18 protein-coding genes are annotated in these 23,384 nt (G+C 61.6%); 15 read left to right on the forward strand and 3 right to left on the reverse strand.

The features are described from left to right. Positions 1-56: 56 nt before the first annotated feature. On the reverse strand, positions 57-755 hold the full coding sequence (locus AC1DNW_RS17185; RefSeq protein ID WP_477853753.1) for a GntR family transcriptional regulator: 699 nt from the start codon (positions 753-755) through the stop codon (positions 57-59). A gap of 83 nt (positions 756-838) precedes the next feature. On the opposite strand from AC1DNW_RS17185, the gene AC1DNW_RS17190 reads away from it, so the two are divergent. The 9 genes from AC1DNW_RS17190 to AC1DNW_RS17230 all read left to right on the forward strand — a co-directional run bounded on the left by AC1DNW_RS17190 (position 839) and on the right by AC1DNW_RS17230 (position 11,946). Beyond that, positions 839-1,843, forward strand: coding sequence for an Ldh family oxidoreductase (locus AC1DNW_RS17190; RefSeq protein WP_477853755.1), 1,005 nt, complete (start codon positions 839-841; stop codon positions 1,841-1,843). A 21-nt stretch (positions 1,844-1,864) separates the two neighbouring features. Continuing rightward, positions 1,865-3,115 (forward strand): iron-containing alcohol dehydrogenase, encoded by a 1,251-nt coding sequence (locus AC1DNW_RS17195; RefSeq protein ID WP_477853756.1) that lies wholly within the window; start codon positions 1,865-1,867, stop codon positions 3,113-3,115. 2 nt (positions 3,116-3,117) lie between these two features. Further along, the gene (locus AC1DNW_RS17200; RefSeq protein ID WP_477853758.1) at positions 3,118-4,596 is read left to right on the forward strand and encodes an NAD-dependent succinate-semialdehyde dehydrogenase; all 1,479 of its coding nucleotides are present in this window, start codon (positions 3,118-3,120) and stop codon (positions 4,594-4,596) included. Between the two features lie 24 nt (positions 4,597-4,620). Beyond that, the gene (locus AC1DNW_RS17205) at positions 4,621-5,733 is read left to right on the forward strand and encodes a mandelate racemase/muconate lactonizing enzyme family protein (RefSeq protein WP_162765481.1); all 1,113 of its coding nucleotides are present in this window, start codon (positions 4,621-4,623) and stop codon (positions 5,731-5,733) included. Between the two features lie 33 nt (positions 5,734-5,766). Further along, on the forward strand, positions 5,767-7,383 hold the full coding sequence (locus AC1DNW_RS17210; protein ID WP_113299013.1) for an ABC transporter substrate-binding protein: 1,617 nt from the start codon (positions 5,767-5,769) through the stop codon (positions 7,381-7,383). A gap of 12 nt (positions 7,384-7,395) precedes the next feature. Continuing rightward, positions 7,396-8,328, forward strand: coding sequence for an ABC transporter permease (locus AC1DNW_RS17215; protein WP_477853760.1), 933 nt, complete (start codon positions 7,396-7,398; stop codon positions 8,326-8,328). Between the two features lie 3 nt (positions 8,329-8,331). After that, the gene (locus AC1DNW_RS17220) at positions 8,332-9,210 is read left to right on the forward strand and encodes an ABC transporter permease (protein WP_113299011.1); all 879 of its coding nucleotides are present in this window, start codon (positions 8,332-8,334) and stop codon (positions 9,208-9,210) included. Between the two features lie 38 nt (positions 9,211-9,248). Further along, positions 9,249-11,114: an ABC transporter ATP-binding protein gene (locus AC1DNW_RS17225; RefSeq protein ID WP_477853910.1), complete on the forward strand. Its 1,866-nt coding sequence runs from the start codon at positions 9,249-9,251 to the stop codon at positions 11,112-11,114. A 280-nt stretch (positions 11,115-11,394) separates the two neighbouring features. Then, positions 11,395-11,946 carry an NADPH-dependent FMN reductase gene (locus AC1DNW_RS17230; RefSeq protein WP_477853762.1) on the forward strand — a complete coding sequence of 184 codons (552 nt, stop codon included), beginning with the start codon at positions 11,395-11,397 and terminating at the stop codon, positions 11,944-11,946. Positions 11,947-12,065: 119 nt separating this feature from the next. On the opposite strand, the gene AC1DNW_RS17235 is transcribed toward AC1DNW_RS17230, so the two are convergent. Beyond that, positions 12,066-14,108: a family 10 glycosylhydrolase gene (locus tag AC1DNW_RS17235; RefSeq protein WP_477853763.1), complete on the reverse strand. Its 2,043-nt coding sequence runs from the start codon at positions 14,106-14,108 to the stop codon at positions 12,066-12,068. A gap of 225 nt (positions 14,109-14,333) precedes the next feature. Here AC1DNW_RS17235 and AC1DNW_RS17240 point away from each other — a divergent pair, with 225 nt between their 5' ends. The 6 genes from AC1DNW_RS17240 (at position 14,334) to AC1DNW_RS17265 (ending at position 22,321) form a co-directional block, all read left to right on the forward strand. Continuing rightward, positions 14,334-15,074, forward strand: coding sequence for a GntR family transcriptional regulator (locus AC1DNW_RS17240; protein ID WP_113299007.1), 741 nt, complete (start codon positions 14,334-14,336; stop codon positions 15,072-15,074). A gap of 230 nt (positions 15,075-15,304) precedes the next feature. After that, positions 15,305-17,248: an ABC transporter substrate-binding protein gene (locus AC1DNW_RS17245; protein ID WP_477853765.1), complete on the forward strand. Its 1,944-nt coding sequence runs from the start codon at positions 15,305-15,307 to the stop codon at positions 17,246-17,248. Positions 17,249-17,368: 120 nt separating this feature from the next. Continuing rightward, the gene (locus tag AC1DNW_RS17250; protein ID WP_113299005.1) at positions 17,369-18,364 is read left to right on the forward strand and encodes a D-2-hydroxyacid dehydrogenase; all 996 of its coding nucleotides are present in this window, start codon (positions 17,369-17,371) and stop codon (positions 18,362-18,364) included. 23 nt (positions 18,365-18,387) lie between these two features. Next, a complete protein-coding gene (locus tag AC1DNW_RS17255; protein WP_477853767.1) occupies positions 18,388-19,374 on the forward strand; it encodes an ABC transporter permease in 987 nt (328 codons plus the stop codon). A 10-nt stretch (positions 19,375-19,384) separates the two neighbouring features. Next, positions 19,385-20,572, forward strand: a complete 1,188-nt coding sequence (locus tag AC1DNW_RS17260; RefSeq protein ID WP_113299003.1) for an ABC transporter permease — start codon at positions 19,385-19,387, stop codon at positions 20,570-20,572. A gap of 9 nt (positions 20,573-20,581) precedes the next feature. Continuing rightward, positions 20,582-22,321 carry an ABC transporter ATP-binding protein gene (locus tag AC1DNW_RS17265; RefSeq protein ID WP_477853770.1) on the forward strand — a complete coding sequence of 580 codons (1,740 nt, stop codon included), beginning with the start codon at positions 20,582-20,584 and terminating at the stop codon, positions 22,319-22,321. 13 nt (positions 22,322-22,334) lie between these two features. Here AC1DNW_RS17265 and AC1DNW_RS17270 read toward each other — a convergent pair whose 3' ends face one another. Next, on the reverse strand, positions 22,335-23,363 hold the full coding sequence (locus AC1DNW_RS17270; protein WP_477853772.1) for a LacI family DNA-binding transcriptional regulator: 1,029 nt from the start codon (positions 23,361-23,363) through the stop codon (positions 22,335-22,337). Between the last annotated feature and the right edge of the window lie 21 nt (positions 23,364-23,384).

Below are 23,384 nucleotides of genomic sequence, written 5' to 3' on the forward strand. Positions count from 1 at the left end.
AATAATAAGTGGATGTGGGCCTCTGGACGGACATTGGCGTTAGAGGCAGCTCTCGTTTATTCAGCTTGAAAGATTGTCATAAAGCGCCTCCTAGAACGTTCAATATGTTGGCGCATTGCCCGCTCAGCTGCAGCTGGATCGCGCGCCTTGATCGATTGAATGATGAGGGCGTGCTCGTCATTGGCGTCACTCGTTGCTCTTGAATGAAAATAGAGCCGGAAGAGATGTACATGCGTGTGAAGCCGGGCCAGGGTTTCATGGATGAGCGCGTTGCCGCTACCAAGGGCAATCATGTCATGGAACAGCCCATCGCTTTGCGCAAACTGTCCATAGGCGAGTCTCGCATCGCCCTTGCGGACTGAGCGCATTTCGACGTCGACGGTTTCCAGTGCGGCGATTGCATCCTCGGTCATCGCCTCTGCGGCACGGGCCGCCGCATACGGCTCGACCAGAAGCCTCAATTCATAAAGTTGCTCGAGGCGCTGTCTGTCCAACTGCGCCGCCGCACTATAACCGATCAGATGCGTCTTGATGACTAAGCCCTGGGCTTCCAGCCGCGAGAGCGCCTCACGGATCGGCGTCTGGGAAACGCCGAGTTCGCGCACCAGATTGTCGACCGAAATGCGGCCGCCTGGCGGGATCTTCAGCGACATCAGCTGCGCGTAGATCGCATTATAGACCTCTTCTCCAAGGCGCGGTGGGCGCCGCAGAAGTCCTGTTTCTCCGCTTGCAATGTCCTTTAGGTCTTTTGTCATTCTTCAAATTGCTCCTTGACGTGCCTCTTTCTTATCAGCATGATGCGCTCATCGCAATCAGATATCCGATCGGATTTTATATTTTGGCGGTAGTTCAGGCGGATCTTCTGAGGCGTGTTGCGCACGAGGTGCTGCGGCGCGCCGGCGTCAGAGACGAGCACCGGCAGCAGCAGATCGATCTATTGATGGAGGCGGATCTGCGGGGCGTTTCCTCGCATGGTCTCCTGCGGCTCGAGCGCATAGTCCAGCGCATCAGCAATGGCGTCTCCGATCCACATGCAAAGGGAAGCCACGTCTGGCGCGCGCCGGGCTTCCTTGCCGTCGATGGCGAGCGGGGACTTGGCCCGGTCGTCGCCAATCACGCACTCGAAGCCTTGAAGCCCCGTGCCAGGGAAAATGGCGTGGCGCTCGCAGCCATCACCAATTCCAACCATATCGGCATGCTCGGCTGGTATGCGGAGCGCATGGCGCAGGAGGGCTATACGTTGATCGCTCTCTCTACCAGCGAAGCGCTCGTCCATCCGTGGGGCGGCAGGATGGCGATGCTCGGTACGAATCCGATTGCCATCGGCATTCCGACCGGGGATGCGCCGTTCATGATGGATACGGCGACCAGCGTCGTCTCGATGGGGGAGATCCACGACCACGCCAATCGCGGACAGCCAATCCCCTCGGGCTGGGCAGTAGATCGTGCTGGCAACCCGACCACGGATGCCAATGCTGCCAAACAGGGGGCCATCGGCCCCTTCGGCCAGGCCAAGGGATATGCACTCGGCCTTGCATTCGAGCTGATCGTCAGCAGTCTTTCTGGAGCAGCCATCGGACGCGAGGTTCGCGGAACCCTCGACGATACCAGTATTTGCAACAAGGGTGACGTTTTCATCGTCATCGATGGCCCGAGGCGAGACCTGCAGGCCTATCTCGAGGAAATCCGGAAACTGCCGCCGGCCGAAGGTTATGACGCAGTACTGATTCCCGGCGAACGCGGAAGAGCCTGTCGCGAGAAGCGATTGAACGAGGGCGTTCCTGTCGCCGACGAGGTCTGGAACCGCCTGCAGGCGCTGGCCTGCATTGAAGCCACAGCCTAGCAAGATCGGGGAGGATGGATTTTGTCGCTGTTTGGAACTTTGCGAAACACACGTAACTTAGTCTTCGGCCCGGGCCAGCGAGCCGCCATGCCGGGATATGCTGCCCAGCTTGGCCGAAAGGCGCTCGTCGTCACCGATGAACGGCTGAGCGCGGAAGCCGATTTCCGCGCGCTCGTCGACGGCTTGAAGAAGGCTGGTATCGAGACCAAGGTCTTTGACCAAACAATCGCGGAGCTGCCGCTCGACTGCATCAACAGGGCGCTGGAAGCGGGCTCCTCCTTTGGCGCCGACATGGTGATCGGCATTGGCGGCGGCAGTTGCCTCGATGCCGCCAAGGTCGCCGCCCTTCTTCTCACTCATGGCGGACGGGCCTCGGACTATTACGGCGAGTTCAAGGTCCCCGGTCCAGTGCTGCCGCTGATCCTCCTGCCGACGACCGCCGGGACCGGATCGGAAGTCACTCCCGTTGCCGTCATCACCGATCCCGACCGGGCCGTCAAAGTCGGCATCGCCAGCCCGCATCTGATCTGCCACACGGCGATCTGCGATCCGGAACTCACCTATTCCTGCCCGCCCGGGCTGACCGCAGTCTCCGGTGCCGACGCGCTGACACACGCGATCGAGGCCTTTACCACCATCAGGCGTGAACTCTCGGCCGATCTCGTCCACCAACATGTGTTCCTCGGCAAGAATGCGCTGAGCGATCATTATGCGCTTCTGGCGATCTCGAATATTTCCGCCAGCCTCAAGCGCAGCTATGACAATGGCCAGGATCTCGAGGCACGCCAGCAGTTGATGTTCGGCGCAACCGCCGCAGGGCTTGCCTTCGGCGTTGCGGGCACGGCTGCCGCGCATGCCGTCCAGTATCCGGTCGGCGCCATGACCCACACCGCCCATGGTGCCGGCGTTGCCGTGATGATGCCCTATGTCATGGAATTCAACCGCAACTATTGCGAACAGGAGCTTGCCGAGATCGGCCAGGCCATGGGGCTCGACCTCAAGGGTCATTCGCTCGAGCAGCAGGCCGACGCGACCATCGATGCGGTGGCGAGGCTCTTTGCCGATATCGGCATCCCCCGGACCATCGCCGACCTCGGCGTCGCAAAAGACCAGCTCTCCCAGGTGGCCGAACAGGCCATGGGCAGTGCCCGGCTGATCAAGAACAATCCCCGTCCGCTCGATCCGGCCTCGATGGCCGTTCTGGTGGAGGCTTCGTTCCACGGCAATCGCGATGCGTTGCGGGCCGACTCTCGCTTAAGGAAGGCAAGCTGATCATGACGATCATGGAAAAAATCACCCCGCAGATCGGCTTCGACATCGGCTCGATCCCGACCGATCTGTTCATCGACGGCAAGTGGCGCAATGGTGCCACGGGCAAGCGGCTCGACGTGATCGATCCCTCGACGGGTGCCGTCATTGCTGCGGTTGCCGATGCCTCGGTCGATGACGCCATGGACGCGGTAGCCGCTGCCTACGCAGCCGGCCCGTCCTGGGCGGCAACGGCGCCGCGCAAGCGCTCGGAAATTTCACGGCGCTGCTTCGAACTGATGATCGAGCGCAAGCAGATGCTTGCTGAGCTTATCAGTCTTGAAAACGGTAAGGCCCTTAGCGACGCGCAGGGCGAAGTTGCCTATGCCGCGGAGTTCTTCCGCTGGTTTTCGGAAGAGGCGGTGCGCCTCAATGGCGAAATCTCGACGGCGCCTTCCGGCGCGAACAAGATCATCGTGCAGCATCAGCCAATCGGCGTCGCCGTTCTCGTCACTCCCTGGAACTTCCCGGCGGCGATGGCGACGCGCAAGATCGCTCCGGCTCTCGCTGCCGGCTGCACCTGCGTGCTGAAACCGGCAACGGAGACGCCTCTCACCGCCTATGCGCTTGCCGCCCTCTATGCGGAGGCCGGAGTACCTGAAGGTGTGGTCAATGTCATCACCACGGAGCAATCTGGGCCTGTCGTCAGCAAGATGCTCCATGATCCACGCGTCCGCAAACTGTCGTTCACCGGTTCGACAGAGGTGGGCCGCAAGCTGCTTCATGAGGCCGCCGATTCGGTGATCTCATGCTCGATGGAACTTGGCGGCAACGCGCCATTCATCGTCTTCGACGATGCCGACATCGATGCTGCGATCGAAGGCGCGATGGTCGCCAAGATGCGCAATGGCGGCGAAGCCTGCACAGCCGCCAATCGCTTTTACGTCCATGCCGATGTCGTAGACGAGTTTTCCTCCAAGCTTGCGACCCGGATGGGCGCCATGGCCGTCGGTCCCGGATATGACAAGGCCACGCAATGCGGGCCGGTCATCAATCGCAAGGCGCTGGATCGAATCGACGGTCTCGTTGCCGATGCGGCTGGACGCGGCGCAAAGGTTCTGACCGGCGGCAAGCCGCTTGAGCGAGATGGATTCTACTATCCGCCGACCGTCATTCGCGACGTTCTGGCCGGGGCCAAGATAGCCCGCGAGGAAATCTTCGGACCGATCGCAGCGCTGACGACTTTCACCTCGGAGGAGGAGGTGATCTCGGCGGCAAATGATACCGAATATGGTCTGATTTCGTACGTCTATACCCGGGATCTCGCCCGCGGGCTCAGGGTCTCTGAGAGGTTGGAGGCCGGGATGGTCGGGCTGAATCGCGGCCTGGTCTCCGATCCGGCCGCTCCTTTCGGAGGTGTCAAACAGAGCGGTCTTGGGCGGGAGGGCGCCCATCACGGCATCCTGGAATTTTCGGAGACGAAATACATCGCCGTCACATGGTGATCAGCAGCATTGGGAGGAAATACGTTGAAGATAACCAAGATAGAGCCATTCCAGCTGGTGCTGGGAGATGGCCCGAACGCGTCGAAAAGCGCTTTTGTCCGCATTGAAACCGAAGACGGCCTGTTTGGTCTCGGTGAAGCGTCGCCGATGCAGGGAGGCTATGCTTCGCTCGTCGTCATTGCGCGAGACATGGCGCCGTTCCTGATCGGCAAGGACGCTCTCGATCATGCTGTCCTGCTGGATGAGCTCTTTCATCGCTGCGTGAAGCTCGGACCTGAAGGCATCGCGACAGCTGCTCTTGCAGCGCTCGATATCGCACTTTGGGATCTGAAGGGAAAGTACTTCGAGCAGCCGGTCTACAAGCTGCTCGGCGGTGCCTGGAAGACCAGCCTTACTTGCTATGCCTCGGTCGGCGGAAACGCGGCTCGAACCGTCGACGAGGTGGTGCGCGTAGTCGAACGGCGCGTCGCCAAGGAAAACCCCGCCGCCGTCAAGATCCGCTGGGATGGCGACCGCAGTCGGCAGGATGTCGATATCCCCGGCGATATCGCCAAGGCAAAGGCTGTCCGCAAGCTGCTCGGCGATGATTTCGTTCTCGGTTTCGATGCCAACAATGGCTATTCCGTGGGCGGCGCCATGCGCGTCGGCCGAGTGCTGGAGGATCTCGGCTACACATGGTTCGAAGAGCCGGTGCAGCACTACAATGTGCGCGCCATGGGAGAGGTGGCGCAGCGTCTCGACATTACCGTTTCGGCGGGAGAGCAGACCTACACGCTGCAGGCGCTTCGCGATCTCATCGACGCAGGCGTCCGCATGGTCCAACCTGACATCATCAAGATGGGCGGGATCACCGGCCTGATGAAATGCGCAGCCGTCGCGCATGCGGCGGGCGTCGAGCTCGTGCCGCATCAGACGCAGCCGACTGTTGGCCATCTCGCCAACATCCATGTGCTGAGCACGATCATGCATTTGGCCAAGCCGGTGGAACTGGCGGATAACTGGGAGAGGGGAGCTTCCGTATTCGTCAATCCGTCCGAGCCGAAGAATGGCCGGTTCGAGCTGCCGCAGTCGCCGGGTCTCGGAATGGAATTCGATGCGGCTGAACTGGAGCGTCGCAAGATCGCCATCCAGCACTGAACCACACCAACAGTATCCTTGGGAGGAAGGAAAATGACCACATCACGCAGAGAGTTTCTCATCCGGTCCGGACTTGCCGTCACCACGGCGGTCGTCGCATCAAGGGTCGGGCACGGCTCGGCCTTGGCGGCGGAGGGAGATACCATTTCGATCGCACTGGCGTCGCGAGCGCCGGTCGGCCTCAATCCGCAGCAGTCGGGCCTCAATGGCGGCGACAACTGGGCCATCAACCAGTTGTTCGACACGCTGGTGACCCAGCCGGAAGGCCGCTGGGCCGTCAAGCCGGACGAGTTTCTGCCCTGCATCGCCGAGAGCTGGGAATCGTCCCAGGATGCCAAGACCTGGACCTACAAGATCCGCAAGGGCGTCAAGTTTCACAAGAATTATGGCGAAGTCGCCGCCGATGACGTGGTCTTCACCTTCCAGCGGCAGCTCGATCCCAAGCAGGTGACTGCCAACAAGGTCTTCTATTCGAATATCGCCACCTGCGAGGCGGTCGATCCGATGACGGTGCGCTTCACGCTGAAGAGTGCCGATCCGCTCTTCAACGGCAGCTGTGCTTCGACGCTCAGCGTCTCGATCATGTCGAAGAAGGCCTTCGAGGAGAAGGGCGACGGATTCAATACGGATCCGATCGGCACCGGCCCGTTCCAGCTCCAGTCCTTCAGTCCGACGGACGGCCTGCTGCTGACAGCCTTCCCGGAGCATTTCGACGGCCCGCCTGCAACGCCGAACCTGCGCATCACCTTCATCGCCGATACGACGGCGCGTACGCTTGCCTTTGCCGCAGGCCAGGTGGACATGATCGAAGGCGTGCGGGCGCCGGGCTGGGTCAACTCGATGAAACAGCGCTCGCCCAATACGATCTTCGACGCGACCGCGCCCGGATCCCACAATGCACTCAACATCAACCTGACGCGCAAGCCGCTCGACAACCTGAAAGTTCGCCAGGCGATCCGCTACGGCATCGACAATGCGGCGATTGCCGCCGCCTTCCAAGGTATTGCCAGCCCGATGGTCGGCGCCATCGCCTCGCAATTTGCCGGTTCTGTCAGGGTCGAGGACCTGCCGCCGGAACTGCAGTACAAGCCTGATCCGGCCAAGGCGAAGGCGCTGCTTGCCGAAGCGGGCTTCCCGGATGGCGTGACCATTCCCTGCTATGTCAGCCAGCGTGAGGACTATGCCTCGATCATGCTGATGATCCAGGAACAGCTGCGCGCCTCGAGCATCAATCTCGACCTGAAGATCATCGACCATACGACCTTCCATTCCGACAACCGCCAGGACAAGAACGCGCTTGCGCTCTATTCCTCGAGCTTCCCGCCGGTACCGACGCTGACGCTCGCCTCGCAGCTGGCCGCCTCCGCCGAGGTCAAGGCCGATGGCAAGGGGCAGGGCAACTACAGCCATTACGGCGTTGCCATTCCCGGCATCGACGATCTCCTGGCCAAGGCGCAGAACGAGCCCGATTTCGACAAGCGCATCGCGATCATCCAGGAGGCGGAAAAGAAGGTCCTGACCGATCTGCCGCTTCTCGGCATCATCGCGCTCTCCTATGTGATCGCCCGCAATCCGCGTGTCGATATCGGCTACAAAGTCGAGTCGGGGCCGGCCTACTGGTCGCTTTCCAAAGCCAAGCGCGTCGCTTGAGGCGAGGTCGTCATGCCCGGTATGATCTCCGTCAAGCTTCTCGACGCTATTCCGACCATCTTTCTGGTCCTCACCCTCGTCTTCGTGGCGCTGAGGATATTGCCGGGTGATCCCGCGCTGGTAGCCCTTGGAGATTACGCGACCCCGGAGCAGCTCGCGCTGTTCCGGGCGCAGACGGGTCTCGATGCCCCGTTGTGGCAGCAGTATCTGTCCTTCCTGTGGGACATGATCCGGCTCGATTTCGGCCAGTCGCTGATGCAGCATCGGCCGGTTGCTGATATCCTGGCCGAAAATCTTCCCTACACGATTGAGCTCACCATCTTCGCAACCGTGCTCGGCGTCGTCTTCGGCATCCCCTTCGGCGTGCTTGCGGCCGTCAGGCGCAACCGGCTGCCGGATACGGGCATGCGCATCTTCTCTCTGATCGGTTATGCCATCCCTGACTTCTATCTCGGTGCCCTGCTGCTGATCGCCTTCGCGCTTAATCTCGGTTGGTTTCCGATCAACGGCGGCGGCGAGGGATTCGTCGATCGGCTCCACCACCTCGTCCTGCCCGCTATCACGCTTGCCATGGTCAAGATCGCCTTCCTCGGCCGCCTGACGAGGACGTCGCTGCTCGAAGTCCTCACCAAGGACTATATGCGCACGGCCAGAGCCAAGGGCGTGCCGAAGAGCAAGATCATTTTCAAGCATGGCCTGCGCAACGCACTCCTGCCCGTGGTTACCGGCCTCGGGCTCAGCCTGCTGGCGACCCTGTCGGGCTCGGTTGCGATCGAGCTTGTCTTTAACAGGCCGGGCATCGGCGAGACGCTGATCAACGCGATCTCGGTGCGCGATTATCCGCTAATCCAGGGCGGCGTCGTGGTCTTCGCCTTCTCCGTCGTGCTCGTCAATCTCGTCGTCGACATCGTTTACACGCTCGCCGACCCGCGCATCAGAGGATAAGAGATGGCTCTTGCTGACAACGCACCCGTCGTCGTCCTTGAGACGAACTATTTTCGCATCATCCGCCGGGCGATCTTCTCGAAGCCGTCGACCATTTTGGCGTCGATCGTCATCGCTCTGTTCTGCGTGATCGCGATCTTTGCACCGTGGATCGCGCCCTACGATCCGTTAAAGCAGAGCTATTTTGCGATCGGTGCCTATCCCTCCGCCGAATACTGGCTCGGCACCGATCAGTTCGGACGAGACGTGCTGTCGCGGCTGATCTACGGCTCGCGTAACTCGCTGATCTTCGGGCTCATGGCGCCGGCCCTTGCCGCCGTCATCGGCACGACGCTTGGCGTCATGGCAGGTTATTTCGGTGGGATTACCGACCGGATCATCACGCGGCTGATCGATCTGATGATGGCCTTTCCAGAACTACTACTCGCTATCATCATCTCTGCCGCGCTCGGCGGCGGCTTCTGGAATGTCGTCGGGGTGCTGACGATCGCCTTCGTGCCGGGCTTTGCCCGCGTAGCGCGCGCTTCCACGCTTTCCATCAAGCAGGAGCCCTATATCGAGTCTTCGATTGCGATCGGCGTACGCACGCCGATCATCATCCTGAGGCACATCCTGCCGAACATCTCGGCGCCGATCGTCCTGCTGCTGACGCTCTGGGTCGCCTCCGCCATCCGCCTGGAGGCGGCACTCAGCTTTCTCGGCATCGGGACGCAGCCGCCGCAGGCAAGCTGGGGCAATATCATCCGCGATGGCCTCAGCAACGTCTTCGGTTCGCCCTGGCCGATCATTGGCGCCGGCGCGTCGATTACCATCGTCGTCCTCGCCTTCAATGTCATCGGCGATTCCGTCCGTGACGCGCTCGATCCGGACGCCGCCGAATGACGGGAATCACCACAATCGAAAAGGACGGGGTAACCGCCATGTTGAAAACTGGAGCTCCGCAGCAAGGCTCGGTTCTCTCCGAGGCGGAATCGACCCCTGTCCTCTCGGTCGAGAACCTTAAGACCGCCTTCCGTTCCGCCAACGGCTGGAACGAGGTCGTCAAGGGCATCTCCTTCGATATCCGCGCCGGCGAAACACTGGCGATCGTCGGCGAATCCGGTTCCGGCAAGAGCGTGACGGCGTTTTCGATCATGCGGCTCCTGTCGGATGAGAAGACGAAGATCACCGGATCGGTACGGCTGAAGGGCCGAGAATTGCTCGGTCTATCCGAAAACGAGATGCGCGCAGTCCGTGGTAGCGGCATCGCGATGATCTTCCAGGAGGCGATGACCAGCCTCAACCCGGTGTTCACCATCGGCCAGCAGATCGTCGAGGCACTGACAGTCCACCGGCCCCTCTCGCGCACGCAAGCCGAAGCCGAGGCTCTGAAACTGCTCGACCGGGTGAAGATTCCGGCGGCGCGCAGGCGTTACAACGATTATCCGCACAATTTCTCCGGTGGCATGCGCCAGCGCGCGATGATCGCCATGGCGCTGGCCTGCAAACCGCAGCTGTTGATCGCCGACGAGCCGACGACGGCGCTGGACGTGACGATCCAGGCCGAAATCCTCAACCTGATCAAGGAACTGCAGGAGGAGGAGAGCATGGCCGTGATGTTCATCACCCATGACATGGGCGTGGTGGCGGAGATCGCCGAGCGCACGGTCGTCATGCTGCGCGGCGAGGCGGTCGAGACCGGTACCACCGAGGAGATCTTCAGCCGGGCGCATCATCCCTATACGCGTGCACTACTGCATGCCGTGCCCGTACTTGGGTCGATGAAAGGCCAGTCGGCGCCGCAGCCGCTTCCGATCGCCGACAAGGTTTCCGGCGACGTGCAAAAGCATAAGGCGCGGAAGGAAGAAGCTGCCGCTACGGGCAAGCCGCTGCTCGTTGTCAGGAATTTGACAACGCGCTTCGATATCCGCTCTGGCCTGTTCGGCAAGGTCTCGAACCGGATCCATGCTGTCGAAAACGTCTCCTTCGATCTCAGGCAAGGCGAGACGCTTTCGCTGGTCGGCGAATCCGGCTGCGGCAAGTCGACAATCGGCCGCTCGATCATGCGGCTGATCGAACCGAAGGGCGGATCGGTGCATCTGTGCGGCGAAGATGTCCTGGTGATGCCGGCCGATCGCTTGCGGGTGGCACGGCGCAATATCCAGATGATCTTCCAGGATCCCTTCGCCAGCCTCAGTCCGCGGCGCACCGTCGGCCAGGCAATCGCCGAACCCTTCCTGACGCATGGGTTGGGCACCAGGGAGGAAGCCGAAAAAAAAGTGGTCGAACTACTCGAACAGGTCGGTCTGGAGCCGGCGATGGCCGGACGTCTGCCGCATCAGTTTTCCGGTGGCCAGCGACAACGTATCTGCATTGCGCGCGCGCTTGCGCTTTCACCGAAGATGATCGTTGCCGACGAATCCGTTGCAGCGCTCGACGTCTCCATCAAGGCGCAGGTCATCAACCTGATGATGGACCTGCAGAAACGCCTCGGCATCTCCTACCTGTTCATCTCGCACGACATGGCAGTCGTCGAGCGGATCAGCCACCGAGTGGCCGTCATCTATCTCGGCGAGATCGTCGAGATTGGCACGCGAGAGGAGATCTTCAGCAACCCGCAGCATGCCTATACGCGCAAGCTATTGGATGCGGTACCGATCCCCGATCCGGAGCGGCGGAAGACCAAGCGCCGGGTCGAATCCCATGAGGTAAAAAATCCGATCCGCCCTGTCGATTACATAGCGCCGGAAAGAGCATATCGGCAAATATCCAGCACCCACAGCGTCATGGACGGCCCTGACAGCTGAACTTGCAGCGAGAGTCTGTCAAAGGGGAAAGCGCTGTTCCGGTATAGGTGGAGACGTTCGACCTTTGCGGCGCTCGCGAGCGAATAGCTGCTCAGGATTTCGTGGCTCGCCTGGCCGGCGGCTTCATTGACCCCCCCCTGGGGCCGGCAAGACTTCCGAACGAGCGCGGTGGAAAAATTCGCAGGGTTTGTATAACCCGCAGATTACTTGCCGAAATTCCGGCTGCAAACAGTCACGGAATCCAGTGGTGCGAACTGCCGGAGCGAATTAAGAAGAACGCATGTCCGTTCACCAGCTCTCACTCTATGCGCTCTGCGGTAGCCTCCGCCAAGTCTCGACCAGCCGCAGGCTGCTCGAGGCGCTTCGCGATGGCGCGCCGGATGGTGTGTCGATCGAGATTTGTACGCCTGCCGCAGGCCTTCCGATCTTCAATCCGGACGATGAAGGCGATCGCACGCCTTTATCGGTGAGGGCCTTTGCCGAGAAGATAAGAGCAGCTGACGGATTGATAGTGTCATGTCCGGAATATGCCCACGGTATTCCGGGCAGTTTCAAAAATGCTTTGGATTGGCTGGTGTCCCGCGACGAAGTGCCGTTTAAGCCAGTGATGTTCGCGCATGCTTCACATCGCGGCGATCTCGTGCTTGAGCTTCTCACGGAGGTTTTAACCACAATGTCTCTGCGCATTGTACCTGAGGCGTTCTTGCGCCTTCCGCTCGCCGGCAGGTCGGATGAGGCGCAGCGGGAGATCCTGGAGGCAGCAAGGCGGGACGGAGTTCTCGCCGCAAGCCTGGTCCGATTCCGACGTGCCGTCCTCGCCACCGAGAGATAGCTATACGAGGTCCGCTGGCGTCGAAGGAGGCCCGCTTGTACCAAACGCGGATTGTCCCGTTATCTGTTCACCGCATCCTCGAGCGCCTGGCTGGGCGGAGGCTCCACTGCCACGCGATTTCAAGCATCGCGTTCTAACATTCTGAAGCGGATCGCCTCGAAATAGGAGATGGGAGGAAGCTTTACTGTTCTGCGCTCCCCGCTTTTGCCTTCAATGGCAAGAATTTGATCGGCGACCAGCGCGTGGCAACTGGCGACCGGCAGGTCCAGCAAGAGTTCCATGTCGTGGATAGCAATTGGCTCGTCGTAGCAATTGTCGTTCTGTCCGGAATAATTCACCAGATGCACGACGAGGTCGCCGCTTTCGCGATGGCGCTGGACCGTCATTTCAAGCCGCCGGGGCGCGGACAGCGATATTTTCGCCGGCGCCAATTTCAGCGCCAGCTGCGCCAGGAGCGCGCGATGCTCAAGCAGCCCGTGCTCGTGATAGAGCACGTCAACATTCCACGGGACATAGATCGCCTGCCCCTTGCCGTAGCTTGCCTGCAGCACGCCCGGCAAGTTGGACCCGAGTTCCGGGTCGGGATAGCAGAGTTCCGGGGGGCCGAAACGCTGTGGCAGCAGGATCGAATAGAGCGTGCTGGCGCCAGCCTTCGCGCTGACACGGCGGTAGGTGCCATCCAGCAGGATGAGATCGGAATCGAGCCCGCCGACTGCGCCCGTACCCACCCTGACATAGGCGCCCCGCATATCCTCAAGAACCTCTTCGACCTCGTCGAAAGGACGGGAGTTCAGCCGGTTCTGTGATAGCGCTTCGCCCATTTCGTCGTAGCTGGCGGCATCGCCGACCATCAGCAATGTGCCGCCGGCCTCGACAAACGCGTCGAGCGACTTCGCCTCGGCTTCGCTCATGCAGCCGGCACCGGAAAGGATGATCGTATCGTAGCGGTTGTGCGCTTCGGCAAAATCCGCCTCGCCGGCGCGCAGGTCGTGGATGGTGTCAAAGACGATACCGGCATCGACGAGAGCCCGATAGGCGCCGCGGAAGGCCGCAACGGAGGCACCGCGGCGCGGATGGTAGCGGCGCGACTTATGGGAGGTATAAAGCGCGACTCGGGCGGCGGACTCCAGATCGCCATAGAGCGCCTCGTTGGCGCGATGATAATCGAAGATCGCCCGCACCGCCGGCAGGGGCTTGCGGTCGGCCTGCTCGAGCGTGCCCATGAAATAATAATGGGGGTCGGCGCCGTTGGCGAGTTGCTGGGCGAGACGCAATGCTTGTGCCGCTCCCGTCTCGGCGCTGTAGCGCCAGGGAAAGTCGATAAAATGCGTCAATGCACTGGAATAGCGGGTGCGGCCGCCGCCGAGCGAACGGAAGTTGCGGGCCTCCTCGCCGGAGATATGCACCCATTCGGGACGTGCCCGGTCAAGCCGGCGATTCACCTCGCCACGGAAGAAGTCGCTCTTTCGGCCCATGTTCGAGACGGCAACGTTCGGCCGGACGGATTTGATGACGTCGTAGATCTCGTCCGCCAGCGTCCGACTGGTGGTCTCCTGGAAGCGCAGATAGGTGCGGTAGAGCCTGTCGGAGACATCGGTGTGCACAGGCAGGTCCTCGCCCGAGAAGGCACGAAATTCGCGCCGGCAGTTCTCGCAATGGCAAAGTCCGTACTGCCTGTAGCTGTAGTCGGTGCTGAGATAGCCGAACATGTTGAAGAACAGGCCGTCGATGTCGTAGCGCCCGAGGGATTCCTTCAGCACCTGGATACCCTGATGGTGATACCAGCCGCCGTTGACGCAGGCCTGATAGGTGCCGTTATATTCGAAGGGCCGCCCGTCCCGAGCGTGGCAGAACCATTCGGGATGCGCGTCATAGGCAAGCTGCGTCGCTTTCGACAGGTCGTAGCGGCCGATGAAGCGGATATCGTGGCGGTGTGCCGCATCGATCATGCGGCCGAGCAGGTCTCCCTCCAACTTAGGGTTCTTCGCCTGCAGTGCGAGTTCGGTCGGATACCAGGCGAAGATGCCGCCGACGTTGAACAGCATCGCCGTTGCGCCGAAGGCTGCGACATCGGCGGCCAGCCGCTCGGAATCCAGGGTGCCATCGATCAGCCGCAGGTTTGTCTGGACAATGCGCTGCGTCCTGCGCCACCACTCCGTCATGATTTCCTCCCGATTTTCGGCTTCGCAGGCACGGTTCCGATGCCGGCGCACTCGTAGACGAACCGTTGCAAATAACACATAAAAACTCAATAATTATGTGTGATCTGTCAATATCAAATTTGATCGACAGCGTGTTTTGCGCAGAAGCTGTAAAAATCGTGGTCTTCACGTGTGGAATGGTGCTAGGTTTGCGAAAAGTTGCGCCCACTGCAAAGAGAGAGACCCATGGAGCAGCGCGCCGTCAGGCAACGACAGACATCCGCGGTGCGCGGCAAGGCCACTGAGAGCCGGGAGGTGCGCGAACCCGGTTACGGACGCCTGCAGCAGATGCTGCGCGACGACATTCTCGAGGGACGCATCCCCGCCGGAGCGCGGCTGAAGGTCTCCGAAATCGCCGAACGCTACCAGACGAGCACCAACCCGGCGCGCGAGGCGCTGCAGGCACTGGAAGGCGAGGGGCTGGTCGTCATAACGCACAATCGCGGTGCCCGCGTGCGGCTGATCAACGAAGATCTGGTCCAGAACATCTTCGACATACGCGGCCTGCTGGAACCATATTTCGTCAGGACCTTCGTGGAATATGCCACGCCTGAAGATGTGGCGGTGCTGCGTCGCTGCCAGGAGGGCTGTCAGACGGCCGTCGAGGCGGCCGACTATCCGAGCTTCCACCAGAACAATCTCGTCTTTCACGATTTCATCATCGAGCGGCATTTCAATGTTGAGGCGGTGCGGATCATGAAGCAGCACAATGGCTGGCTACGCGCTTTGTCGCGCAAGAACCCGCTGACGCTCGCCCATATGCGCCGCTCCAGCAACGAGCACTGGGAACTGATCGAGGCGGTGGAAAAAGGCGACCCCGACAAGGCGGTCGAGGTCATCGAGCGGCATATGCGCAATTCGCGCGCCGTCTTCCTGGCCAATATGCGGCGCGATCGCCTACGCGATGCTGGCGACGAGGCAATCTAGAGCGCAACCGATGGCTTTGCGTCGACTATTCCTATGAAATAGCACATTAAATTACCTAACTTCCGCAACTTAGTGGATTTTTGTACAAAAATCGCACACTATCCGTTATCATCCTCGATGTTTGGTGAATGTCGGCGTGGTTCCGGACGCCAGCTCGAAAGGGCGGCGGCGTAGCGGGCAGCGACGCAATCACCTTCCTGCACAAAGACTTTGGGAGGAGTCGGATGAATATGCTTGCGAGAATATTTGTGGGCGCAGGAGCAGGGCGGGCGTCGTTCGCCTGCGGCTTCGCCCTTGCCCTGGCTGCCGCGTTTCCCGCGGCAGCCGGCGAGTCGCCGATGCTGGCCAAGCGGGTCGAGGCGAAGAGCCTGCCGTCGCTTGAGCAGCGCCTGCCGAAGAACCCGCTGGTGGTCACACCTGCCGAACGCGTCGGGGAATATGGCGGCACCTGGCGCTCGGCCATGGTCGGTGGCTCCGATGACGGCTGGATCCTGAGGACGGTTTCCTATGAGAACCTGATGCGCTGGTCGCCGGACTGGAAGGATGTCGTGCCCAACATCGCCGAATCCGTCGATGTCAGCGCGGATGCGAAGAGCTTTACCATCCATCTGCGTGACGGCATGAAATGGTCGGACGGTGCGCCATTCACCGCAGACGACGTTCGCTTCTGGTACGAGGATCTCTTCACCAACAAGCAGTTCACGCCGACGCCCTCGGAACCCTTCATCAATACCGACGGTTCGCCTGTTGACTTCAAGATGGTCGACAAGACCACCTTTCAGTTCCACTTCAAGAACCCGAAGGGCATCTTCCTGCAATATCTCGCCACGGCGCGACCGCTGGACAACGCCACGGTCCGTTACCCGCGGCACTATCTGGAAAAATTTCACCCGAAATACAATCCCGACGTCCAGAAGGAGATTTCGGCCTCCGGCCAGTCCGACTGGGTTGGCCTGATGGTCAATCGCTCGAACTTTTGGTCCAATATCGACGTGCCGACGGTCAACCCGTGGATCTTCAAGACCGGTTATGGCAGCGGCTCCGCCACGCAGGCGATTGCCGAGCGTAATCCATACTATTGGAAGGTCGATACCGCGGGTAATCAGCTGCCCTATATCGACATCCGTCATTTCGACGTGCTGTCGGATCCGCAGGTCCTGGTGGCAAAGACGCTTGCCGGCGACATCGACTTCCAGGACCGCAACCTCGCCGTCGCCGCCAACAAGCCGGTGCTGTTCGAGGGTCGGGAGAAGGGCGGCTTCGAGTTCTTCGAGGAAAAGCCGGCGAGCCCGAACCTGATGATCATGATGTTCAACCTCAACCACAAGGATCCGGATACACGCGCGATCTTCCAGAACAAGGACTTCCGCATCGGCCTGTCTTACGGCATGGATCGCCAGGAGGTCCTCGACGTCGTCTGGCTTGGCCAGGGCCAGATCGCCCAGACCTCGGTGACGCCGGGCTCGGTTTACTACAATGAGCGCCTTGCCAAGCAGTACACCGAATACGACGTCGAAAAGGCCAACAGCTTCCTCGACAAGGTGCTGCCGAACAAGGGATCCGACGGCATGCGCCTGCGTCCGGACGGACGGCCCTTCGCCTTCACCTTCGCCTACAGTGCCGCAAACCCGGTCTTCGGCGATGCGCTGGAACTGGTTGCCGCCCAATGGGCCAAGGTCGGCATCGCCATGACCCCGACGCCGCTCGACCGTACGCTGATCCAGACGCGGCAGGATGCCGGCGAGCTCGAAGGCGTTGCCTGGGAGCGCGGCGGCGGATCTGGCCAGGAAGTCGTGCTCGATCCGCGCTGGTGGTTCCCGTCCAATACCGACAGCTACTACTGGGCTCCGGCCTGGGCCGCCTATTTCCTCGGCGTCAATCCGGACTCGGCGCAGGTCAAGCCCGAAAAACCGGCACCCGCGGCGCTCAAGCAGATGGAACTCTACGGACAGTTGCAGGCATCGGCGAGCGCCGACGAACAGGTCAAGCTTATGAACCAGATCCTCGATATCGCTGCCGATGAATTCTGGACGATGGGCGTTGCCTGGGAGGCGAGCGGCTACGGCGTGAAGAAGACGAATTTCCACAACGTGCCGGCCTCCATGCCTGCATCGTGGATCTACCCGACGCCCGGACCAACCAATCCCGAACAGTATTTCATGGCCAAGCAGTAAGGCTTCCCTTCCGCCCCCGTCCTATCCTTTGCCGGGGGTGGACCTTTCTTACGAATGTGCAAGCCGAGGCAGGCGCCGCCGCCCGCTTTTCCGCCAAACAGCAATCCAGGAATTTCATTGATGTCGGAACGTATTGTCTTTGTCGCACGCGACCTTCCCTTCGAAGCCGGGCACTGGCAGCGTCTGCAGGAGGCGATCGGTTCCGACCGTATGCTGCTTGTGGATACAAAGGACCCGAGCGCGGTGTCGGCAGCGCTTGCGCAGGCCGAGATCGCAATCCTTTCCGGCGACCTCGACGATCGCCATGTCCGCGCGCCGAAACTCAAATGGGTGCATTGCGACCATGCCGGTCTGACGAAATCCGCCAGACCCGAAGTCTTCGAACGCGGCCTTGAGGTCACCGGGTCCGCCGGCCGCTCCGGCCCCGCGCTTGCCGAGCACGTGATGATGTTTTCGCTGATGCTCTGCTCGCGCTACCCGGATCTCTACGATGCCCAGAAGCGCCATGAATGGCATCGCACGCCCGGGATGATGGACCTTCGCGCGCTTTACGGCCGCACCATCGGGATTCTCGGCATGGGGCATACGGGCGTCGCGCTTGCGAGCCGCGCCAAGGCCTTCGACATGCGCGTGCTCGGCTACCGCCGCCGCGATCTCGCGCCGCCGCCGGGGGTCGACCGCATGTACAGCGCCGACAAGGGGGAGGGCATCGACGAGATCCTGGAACAGGCCGACATTCTGGCGCTGGTGCTCAACCTCTCCGACGCGACCTATCGGATGATCGGCCGCGAGCAGCTCGCCCGCATGAAGACGTCGGCGATCATCGTCAACCTGTCACGCGGCGGCGTCATCGACCAGGACGCGATGATCGAGGCGCTCAAGGAGGGGCGGCTGGCCGGCGCCGGGCTCGACGTCACCACGCCCGAGCCGCTGCCGGCAGACCATCCGTTGTGGGATACGCCCAACGTGCTCATCACGCCGCATTTCACCGCGGCTTTGCCAGACAAGGTCGACCGCTCCGTCGAGGTGATCACCGAGAACTTCCGCCGCTACCGGGCCGGTGAACCGTTGCTCAACCGGATGACACAGGAAGATTTGTGGACCAAGGACGCCTAGCAGGACCGAGGGGGAGGATTGCCATGCTGCGTTATGTCTTCAAACGGCTGCTCTACATGATCCCGACTCTGATCGCGATCTCGATCGTGGCCTTTGCGCTGATCCAGCTGCCGCCTGGCGACTTCGTCACGACGCTCGCTGCGCAGATGTCGCAGGCCGGCGATACGGTCGATCCCAATACGCTGGCAATGCTGCGCCGCCAGTACGGCCTCGATGAACCGATCTGGGTGCAATACTGGATCTGGATCTCCAATATCGTGCTCTACGGTGATTTCGGCCGCTCCTTCGATTGGGATGCACCGGTCTCCGATCTGTTGTGGAACCGCCTTGGTCTGACGATCGTGCTGTCGCTGACGGCGCTCGTCTTCACCTGGGTCGTCTCGCTGCCGATCGGCATCTATTCGGCGGTGCGCAAATATTCGGTCGGTGACTATGCCGCCACATTCTTTGCCTTTGTCGGGCTTGCCATCCCGAATTTCCTTCTGGCGCTCATCCTGATGTATGCGGCGCTCCGCTTCCTCGGCATCAGTATCGACGGGCTCTTCTCCCGCGAATATGTCGACGCCCCCTGGAGCTGGGGCAAGGTCATCGACCTTGCGCAGCACCTGATCGTGCCCGTGATCGTTCTTGGCTGCTCCGGTACCGCGGCGCTGGTGCGCATCATGCGCGCCAACCTGCTCGACGAGCTTTACAAGCCCTATGTGACGACCGCGAGGGCCAAGGGCCTGTCGGAATGGCGGCTGATCCTGAAATATCCGGTGCGCGCCGCCCTCAACCCCTTTGTCTCGACGCTCGGCTGGACGCTGCCGGAGCTCGTCTCCGGCGCAACCGTCACCGCGATCGTCCTCAACCTGCCAACGACAGGCCCGCTGCTGTTGCGAGCGCTGATTTCGCAAGACGTCTATCTCGCGGGGGCCATGATCCTGATGCTCTCGGTGCTGACGGTCATCGGCACGCTGATCTCGGACCTGCTGCTCGCATGGCTCGATCCTCGCATTCGCTACAAGTGAGGAACGGGTGATGGCACGAACTGACGGAGTAAGGCCTTTGTTCACCTGGAACAGGAACAGGACCGGCAAGACCGCGGCTGCGGATGGCGCAGGCGCGCCAGAAGAAGTGGCCCACATCAAGGACGCCGAGCATGCCGGCGCCTGGCAGCTGGCCTGGTGGAAATTCAGGAAGCACCGGCTTGCAGTTGCAAGCGGCATTATAGTGATCTGCATCTATCTGGTGGCGGCCTTCGCTGAGTTTCTGGCGCCGCAGGGCGCCGGCGACTATTCGGCTCGCTACACCTACGCGCCGCCGCAGCGGCTGCACATGTGGGACAATGGCGGGTTCGGCCTCTACGTCCATGGCTACAAGGTCCGCGTCAATCCCGAGAGTTTCGCGCGCGAATTCGTCATCGACCCGGAGAGCAAGATCCCGGTCGGCCTGTTCGTGCGCGGGGCGCCCTACAAGCTCTGGAACCTCATCCCTTCCAATATTCACCTGATCGGGCCTGTGAAGGCCGGCCAGCCCATGTATCTCTGGGGCGCCGACCGCCTCGGCCGTGACATGCTGAGCCGCGTCATCTACGGCACGCGCGTATCCATGACCGTCGGTCTCGTCGGTGTCTCGCTGAGCCTTGTCTTCGGCATCATTCTCGGCGGCCTGTCAGGCTATTACGGCGGCGGCATCGACACCGCAATCCAGCGTGTCATCGAGTTCCTGCTCGCCATCCCGACCATCCCGCTCTGGATGGGGCTTGCCGCGGCGATCCCGCCGACGCTGCCGCCCCTTCAGGTCTATTTCATGATCACCATCATCCTCTCCCTCGTCGGCTGGACGGGCCTTGCACGCGTCGTGCGCGGACGTTTCCTGGCGATGAAGAATGAGGATTTCGTGACGGCGGCGCGCCTTGATGGCGCACGGGAGATGAGCGTCATCTTCCGCCATATGCTGCCCTCCTTCGCCAGCCACATCATCGCGGCGGTGACGCTGGCGATCCCGGTGATGATCCTCAGCGAAACCGCGCTTTCCTTCCTCGGCGTCGGTCTGCGTCCACCCGTCGTCAGCTGGGGCGTGCTTTTGCAGGAGGCGCAGAACATCCGCACTGTCGCGACCGCGCCCTGGCTGCTGCTGCCTGGCGTCGCCGTCATTGCGACAGTCCTGGCTCTCAATTTTCTCGGCGACGGCCTGCGCGACGCGGCCGACCCCTATTCCGACTAGGAGACAGCGATGAGCGAGCCCGTGGCCATGGACGTTCTCAAGGTGGAGAGGCTCTCGATCGAGTTCCAGCTGCGGACCTCAGTGTTCAAGGCAGTCAAGGATGTCAGCTTTTCGATCAAGCGAGGCAGCACGCGCTGCCTCGTCGGTGAAAGCGGCTCTGGCAAGTCGGTGACGGCGCGCTCGCTGCTGCAGATCGTTGACAAGCCCGGCCGCATCACATCGGGCAGGATCGTTCTGATGCGCGATGCCGAGGTCATCGATATCACCGCGCTCAAGGCGAACGGCCCGCAGATCAGAGCGGTGCGCGGCGGCAAGGTCGGGCTGATCTTCCAGGAGCCGATGGCGGCGCTATCGCCCTTCCACACGATCGGCGACCAGATCGACGAGGTTATGCAGATCCATCTTCACCTCGAAAAATCGGAGGCGCGCAAGCGCACGATCGAGCTGCTGCGCCAGGTCGAGATCAACAACCCGGCGGAGATGGCCAACCGCTATGCGTTCGAATATTCCGGCGGCATGCGCCAGCGCGTCTGTATCGCCATGGCGCTCGCCTGCAATCCCGATGTGCTGATCGCCGACGAGCCGACGACGGCGCTCGACGTGACGACGCAGGCCGAGATCCTCGATCTCATCAAGCGGCTGCAGCAGAGCCGCGGCATGGCGGTGCTGCTCATCACCCATGACATGGGCGTGGTGGCCGAAGTCGCCGACGAAGTGGCTGTGATGCGCAATGGCGAGATCGTCGAGATGGGGCCGGTCGAGGCGATATTCCACGATCCGCAGCACCCCTATACCCGCCATCTGCTGGAGGCGACCCGCAAGCTTGAACATAATTCGCGCCAGCGAAGTAATCTTTCCGACGGTGCCGCGGCCGCAATCGAACCGGTGCTTTCGGTTCGCAACCTCAGCAAATATTATGGATCGAGGCAGGCGGTCGACGGCACTTGGAGCGGCGGCCTGCGCGCCGTCGACGATGTCAGCCTTGATCTCTATCCAGGTGAAAACCTCGGTATCGTCGGCGAGAGCGGCTCCGGCAAGACGACGCTCGGCCGGCTCATCATGCAGATTGCCGAGCCCACAGCGGGCTCCGTCCGCTATCGCGACGCCAACGGCGTGGAGAGCGACGTCCTTGCGATGCGCGGTGCGGCGCTTCGCGCCTACCATGCCCAGGTACGGTTGATCTTCCAGGATCCTTTCGCATCGCTCAACCCTCGCATGACGGTGAAACAGATCGTCGGTGATCCGCTGCGGATCAATGGCATGGCTCGCGGCAAGGCCCGCGACGACCGGGTCTCAGAGCTGTTGCGCATGGTCGGCCTGTCGCCCGACATGATGGACCGTTATCCGCATGCCTTCTCGGGTGGTCAGCGGCAGCGCATCGGCATTGCCAGGGCGCTGGCGCTCGATCCGAGGGTCATCGTGGCGGACGAGGCGACCTCGGCGCTGGACGTCTCGATCCGCTCTCAGATCCTCGATCTGCTGCTCGACATCCAGACGCGTCTCGACCTGAGCTTCATCTTCATTTCCCACGACATATCGGTCATCCGCTATTTCTGCGACCGCGTGGCGGTGATGTACAAGGGCAGGGTCGTGGAGGTCGGGTCGTCGGAAAAGATATGCACAAGTCCCGACGAGCCCTATACCAAAGCGCTGATTTCGGCCGTGCCAAGTCCCGATCCACGCCAGAAGCGCATGATGCATCGCGTCCGCTTCGCACCGGAGGCGGCCATCGCACCCGCCGGCCCCTGATCGGTGTCAGGGATCAGCGCTGAAGCCGCGCCTGCCAGGATCCAGGCCCCGGCGGCCCGGATGTCTGTCGCGCCACGAGGTGCGGCACAAGGCTGATGCGCATGGGAGTCGGATCGGCAACCGGCAGGGTCAGCCCGGCCCGCGAAAGGAGCAGGCGTACCGCCGTCAATCCCATCTGCCGGTGCGGCATGTGCAGCGTGGTGAGCTTGGGCGATATCTGCGAGGCGATCGCATAGTCGGCATGGCCGATGACGCTTGCGTCCTCCGGCACCCGCAGCCCCATCCGGACGAGTTCGGAAACGACGGTGACGGCCACACCATCGCTGCCGCAGAAGAACGCCGTCGGCACGAAGCCCTCATCGACCATGGCAATGAGCAATGACCGGAAGGTCGAGGCCTCATCGTCATATTCGAAAATCATCTCGCGCGCAGTCGCATCGCCGCGGCAGGCGATCGTCCGGGCAAAGCCGTACAGTCGTGCTTCGCGGCCGGGATAGCCGGCACGCCCGTGTACATACACCATTCTGCGATGGCCGAGGCCGATCAGGAAATCCGCGACGAATTCGCCGGCCTCGACATCGGTGGCAGTGACCTGGTCCATGCCGTCGAGCGGTGGAACGCGGTGATTGACGGTGACGGCGGGTCGATGGCTGTCACGCACCGCCTTGTGCATATCGGTGTCGTGTGGGCCGACGAGGATGAAGCCGACCGTCGATCTCTCGACACGAGAAACAATACGGCAGTCCTTCGTCCAGCGCACCGCCATGGAAAGACCCCAGCGGCTTGCTTCCGCCTCTATCCCGTGCTGAACGTCGCCCCAGAGCTCGCGGTTGGCGACGTTGCGATCATGGAAGATAACCTCGATCGACCGCCCGTCGCAGCCTTTCATGCGCGGGATGCGATAGCCGAGCTCTTCGGCGACCTCGATGATGCTGCGCCGCGTCTTTTCGCTGACGCCAGGTTTTCCAGAGAGGGCGCGTGACACTGCGAACTTCGAGATGCCGAGGCGCGTGGCGATCATGTCGAGTGTGACGTTGCTCATCGTGCTGCGGCTTCCCGCCCT

It is taken from the genome of Rhizobium sp. 05L429 (genome assembly GCF_056397645.1).

What these genes read in the sequence shown, in the direction of transcription:
- AC1DNW_RS17270 (WP_477853772.1), bottom strand. Translation starts at nt 23,363, where the DNA reads ATGAGCAACGTCACACTCGACATGATCGCCACGCGCCTCGGCATCTCG.
- AC1DNW_RS17200 (WP_477853758.1), top strand. Translation starts at nt 3,118, where the DNA reads ATGACGATCATGGAAAAAATCACCCCGCAGATCGGCTTCGACATCGGC.
- AC1DNW_RS17255 (WP_477853767.1), top strand. Translation starts at nt 18,388, where the DNA reads ATGCTGCGTTATGTCTTCAAACGGCTGCTCTACATGATCCCGACTCTG.
- AC1DNW_RS17215 (WP_477853760.1), top strand. Translation starts at nt 7,396, where the DNA reads ATGCCCGGTATGATCTCCGTCAAGCTTCTCGACGCTATTCCGACCATC.
- AC1DNW_RS17235 (WP_477853763.1), bottom strand. Translation starts at nt 14,108, where the DNA reads ATGACGGAGTGGTGGCGCAGGACGCAGCGCATTGTCCAGACAAACCTG.
- AC1DNW_RS17225 (WP_477853910.1), top strand. Translation starts at nt 9,249, where the DNA reads ATGTTGAAAACTGGAGCTCCGCAGCAAGGCTCGGTTCTCTCCGAGGCG.
- AC1DNW_RS17230 (WP_477853762.1), top strand. Translation starts at nt 11,395, where the DNA reads ATGTCCGTTCACCAGCTCTCACTCTATGCGCTCTGCGGTAGCCTCCGC.
- AC1DNW_RS17240 (WP_113299007.1), top strand. Translation starts at nt 14,334, where the DNA reads ATGGAGCAGCGCGCCGTCAGGCAACGACAGACATCCGCGGTGCGCGGC.
- AC1DNW_RS17210 (WP_113299013.1), top strand. Translation starts at nt 5,767, where the DNA reads ATGACCACATCACGCAGAGAGTTTCTCATCCGGTCCGGACTTGCCGTC.
- AC1DNW_RS17245 (WP_477853765.1), top strand. Translation starts at nt 15,305, where the DNA reads ATGCTTGCGAGAATATTTGTGGGCGCAGGAGCAGGGCGGGCGTCGTTC.
- AC1DNW_RS17250 (WP_113299005.1), top strand. Translation starts at nt 17,369, where the DNA reads ATGTCGGAACGTATTGTCTTTGTCGCACGCGACCTTCCCTTCGAAGCC.
- AC1DNW_RS17265 (WP_477853770.1), top strand. Translation starts at nt 20,582, where the DNA reads ATGAGCGAGCCCGTGGCCATGGACGTTCTCAAGGTGGAGAGGCTCTCG.
- AC1DNW_RS17220 (WP_113299011.1), top strand. Translation starts at nt 8,332, where the DNA reads ATGGCTCTTGCTGACAACGCACCCGTCGTCGTCCTTGAGACGAACTAT.
- AC1DNW_RS17260 (WP_113299003.1), top strand. Translation starts at nt 19,385, where the DNA reads ATGGCACGAACTGACGGAGTAAGGCCTTTGTTCACCTGGAACAGGAAC.
- AC1DNW_RS17185 (WP_477853753.1), bottom strand. Translation starts at nt 755, where the DNA reads ATGACAAAAGACCTAAAGGACATTGCAAGCGGAGAAACAGGACTTCTG.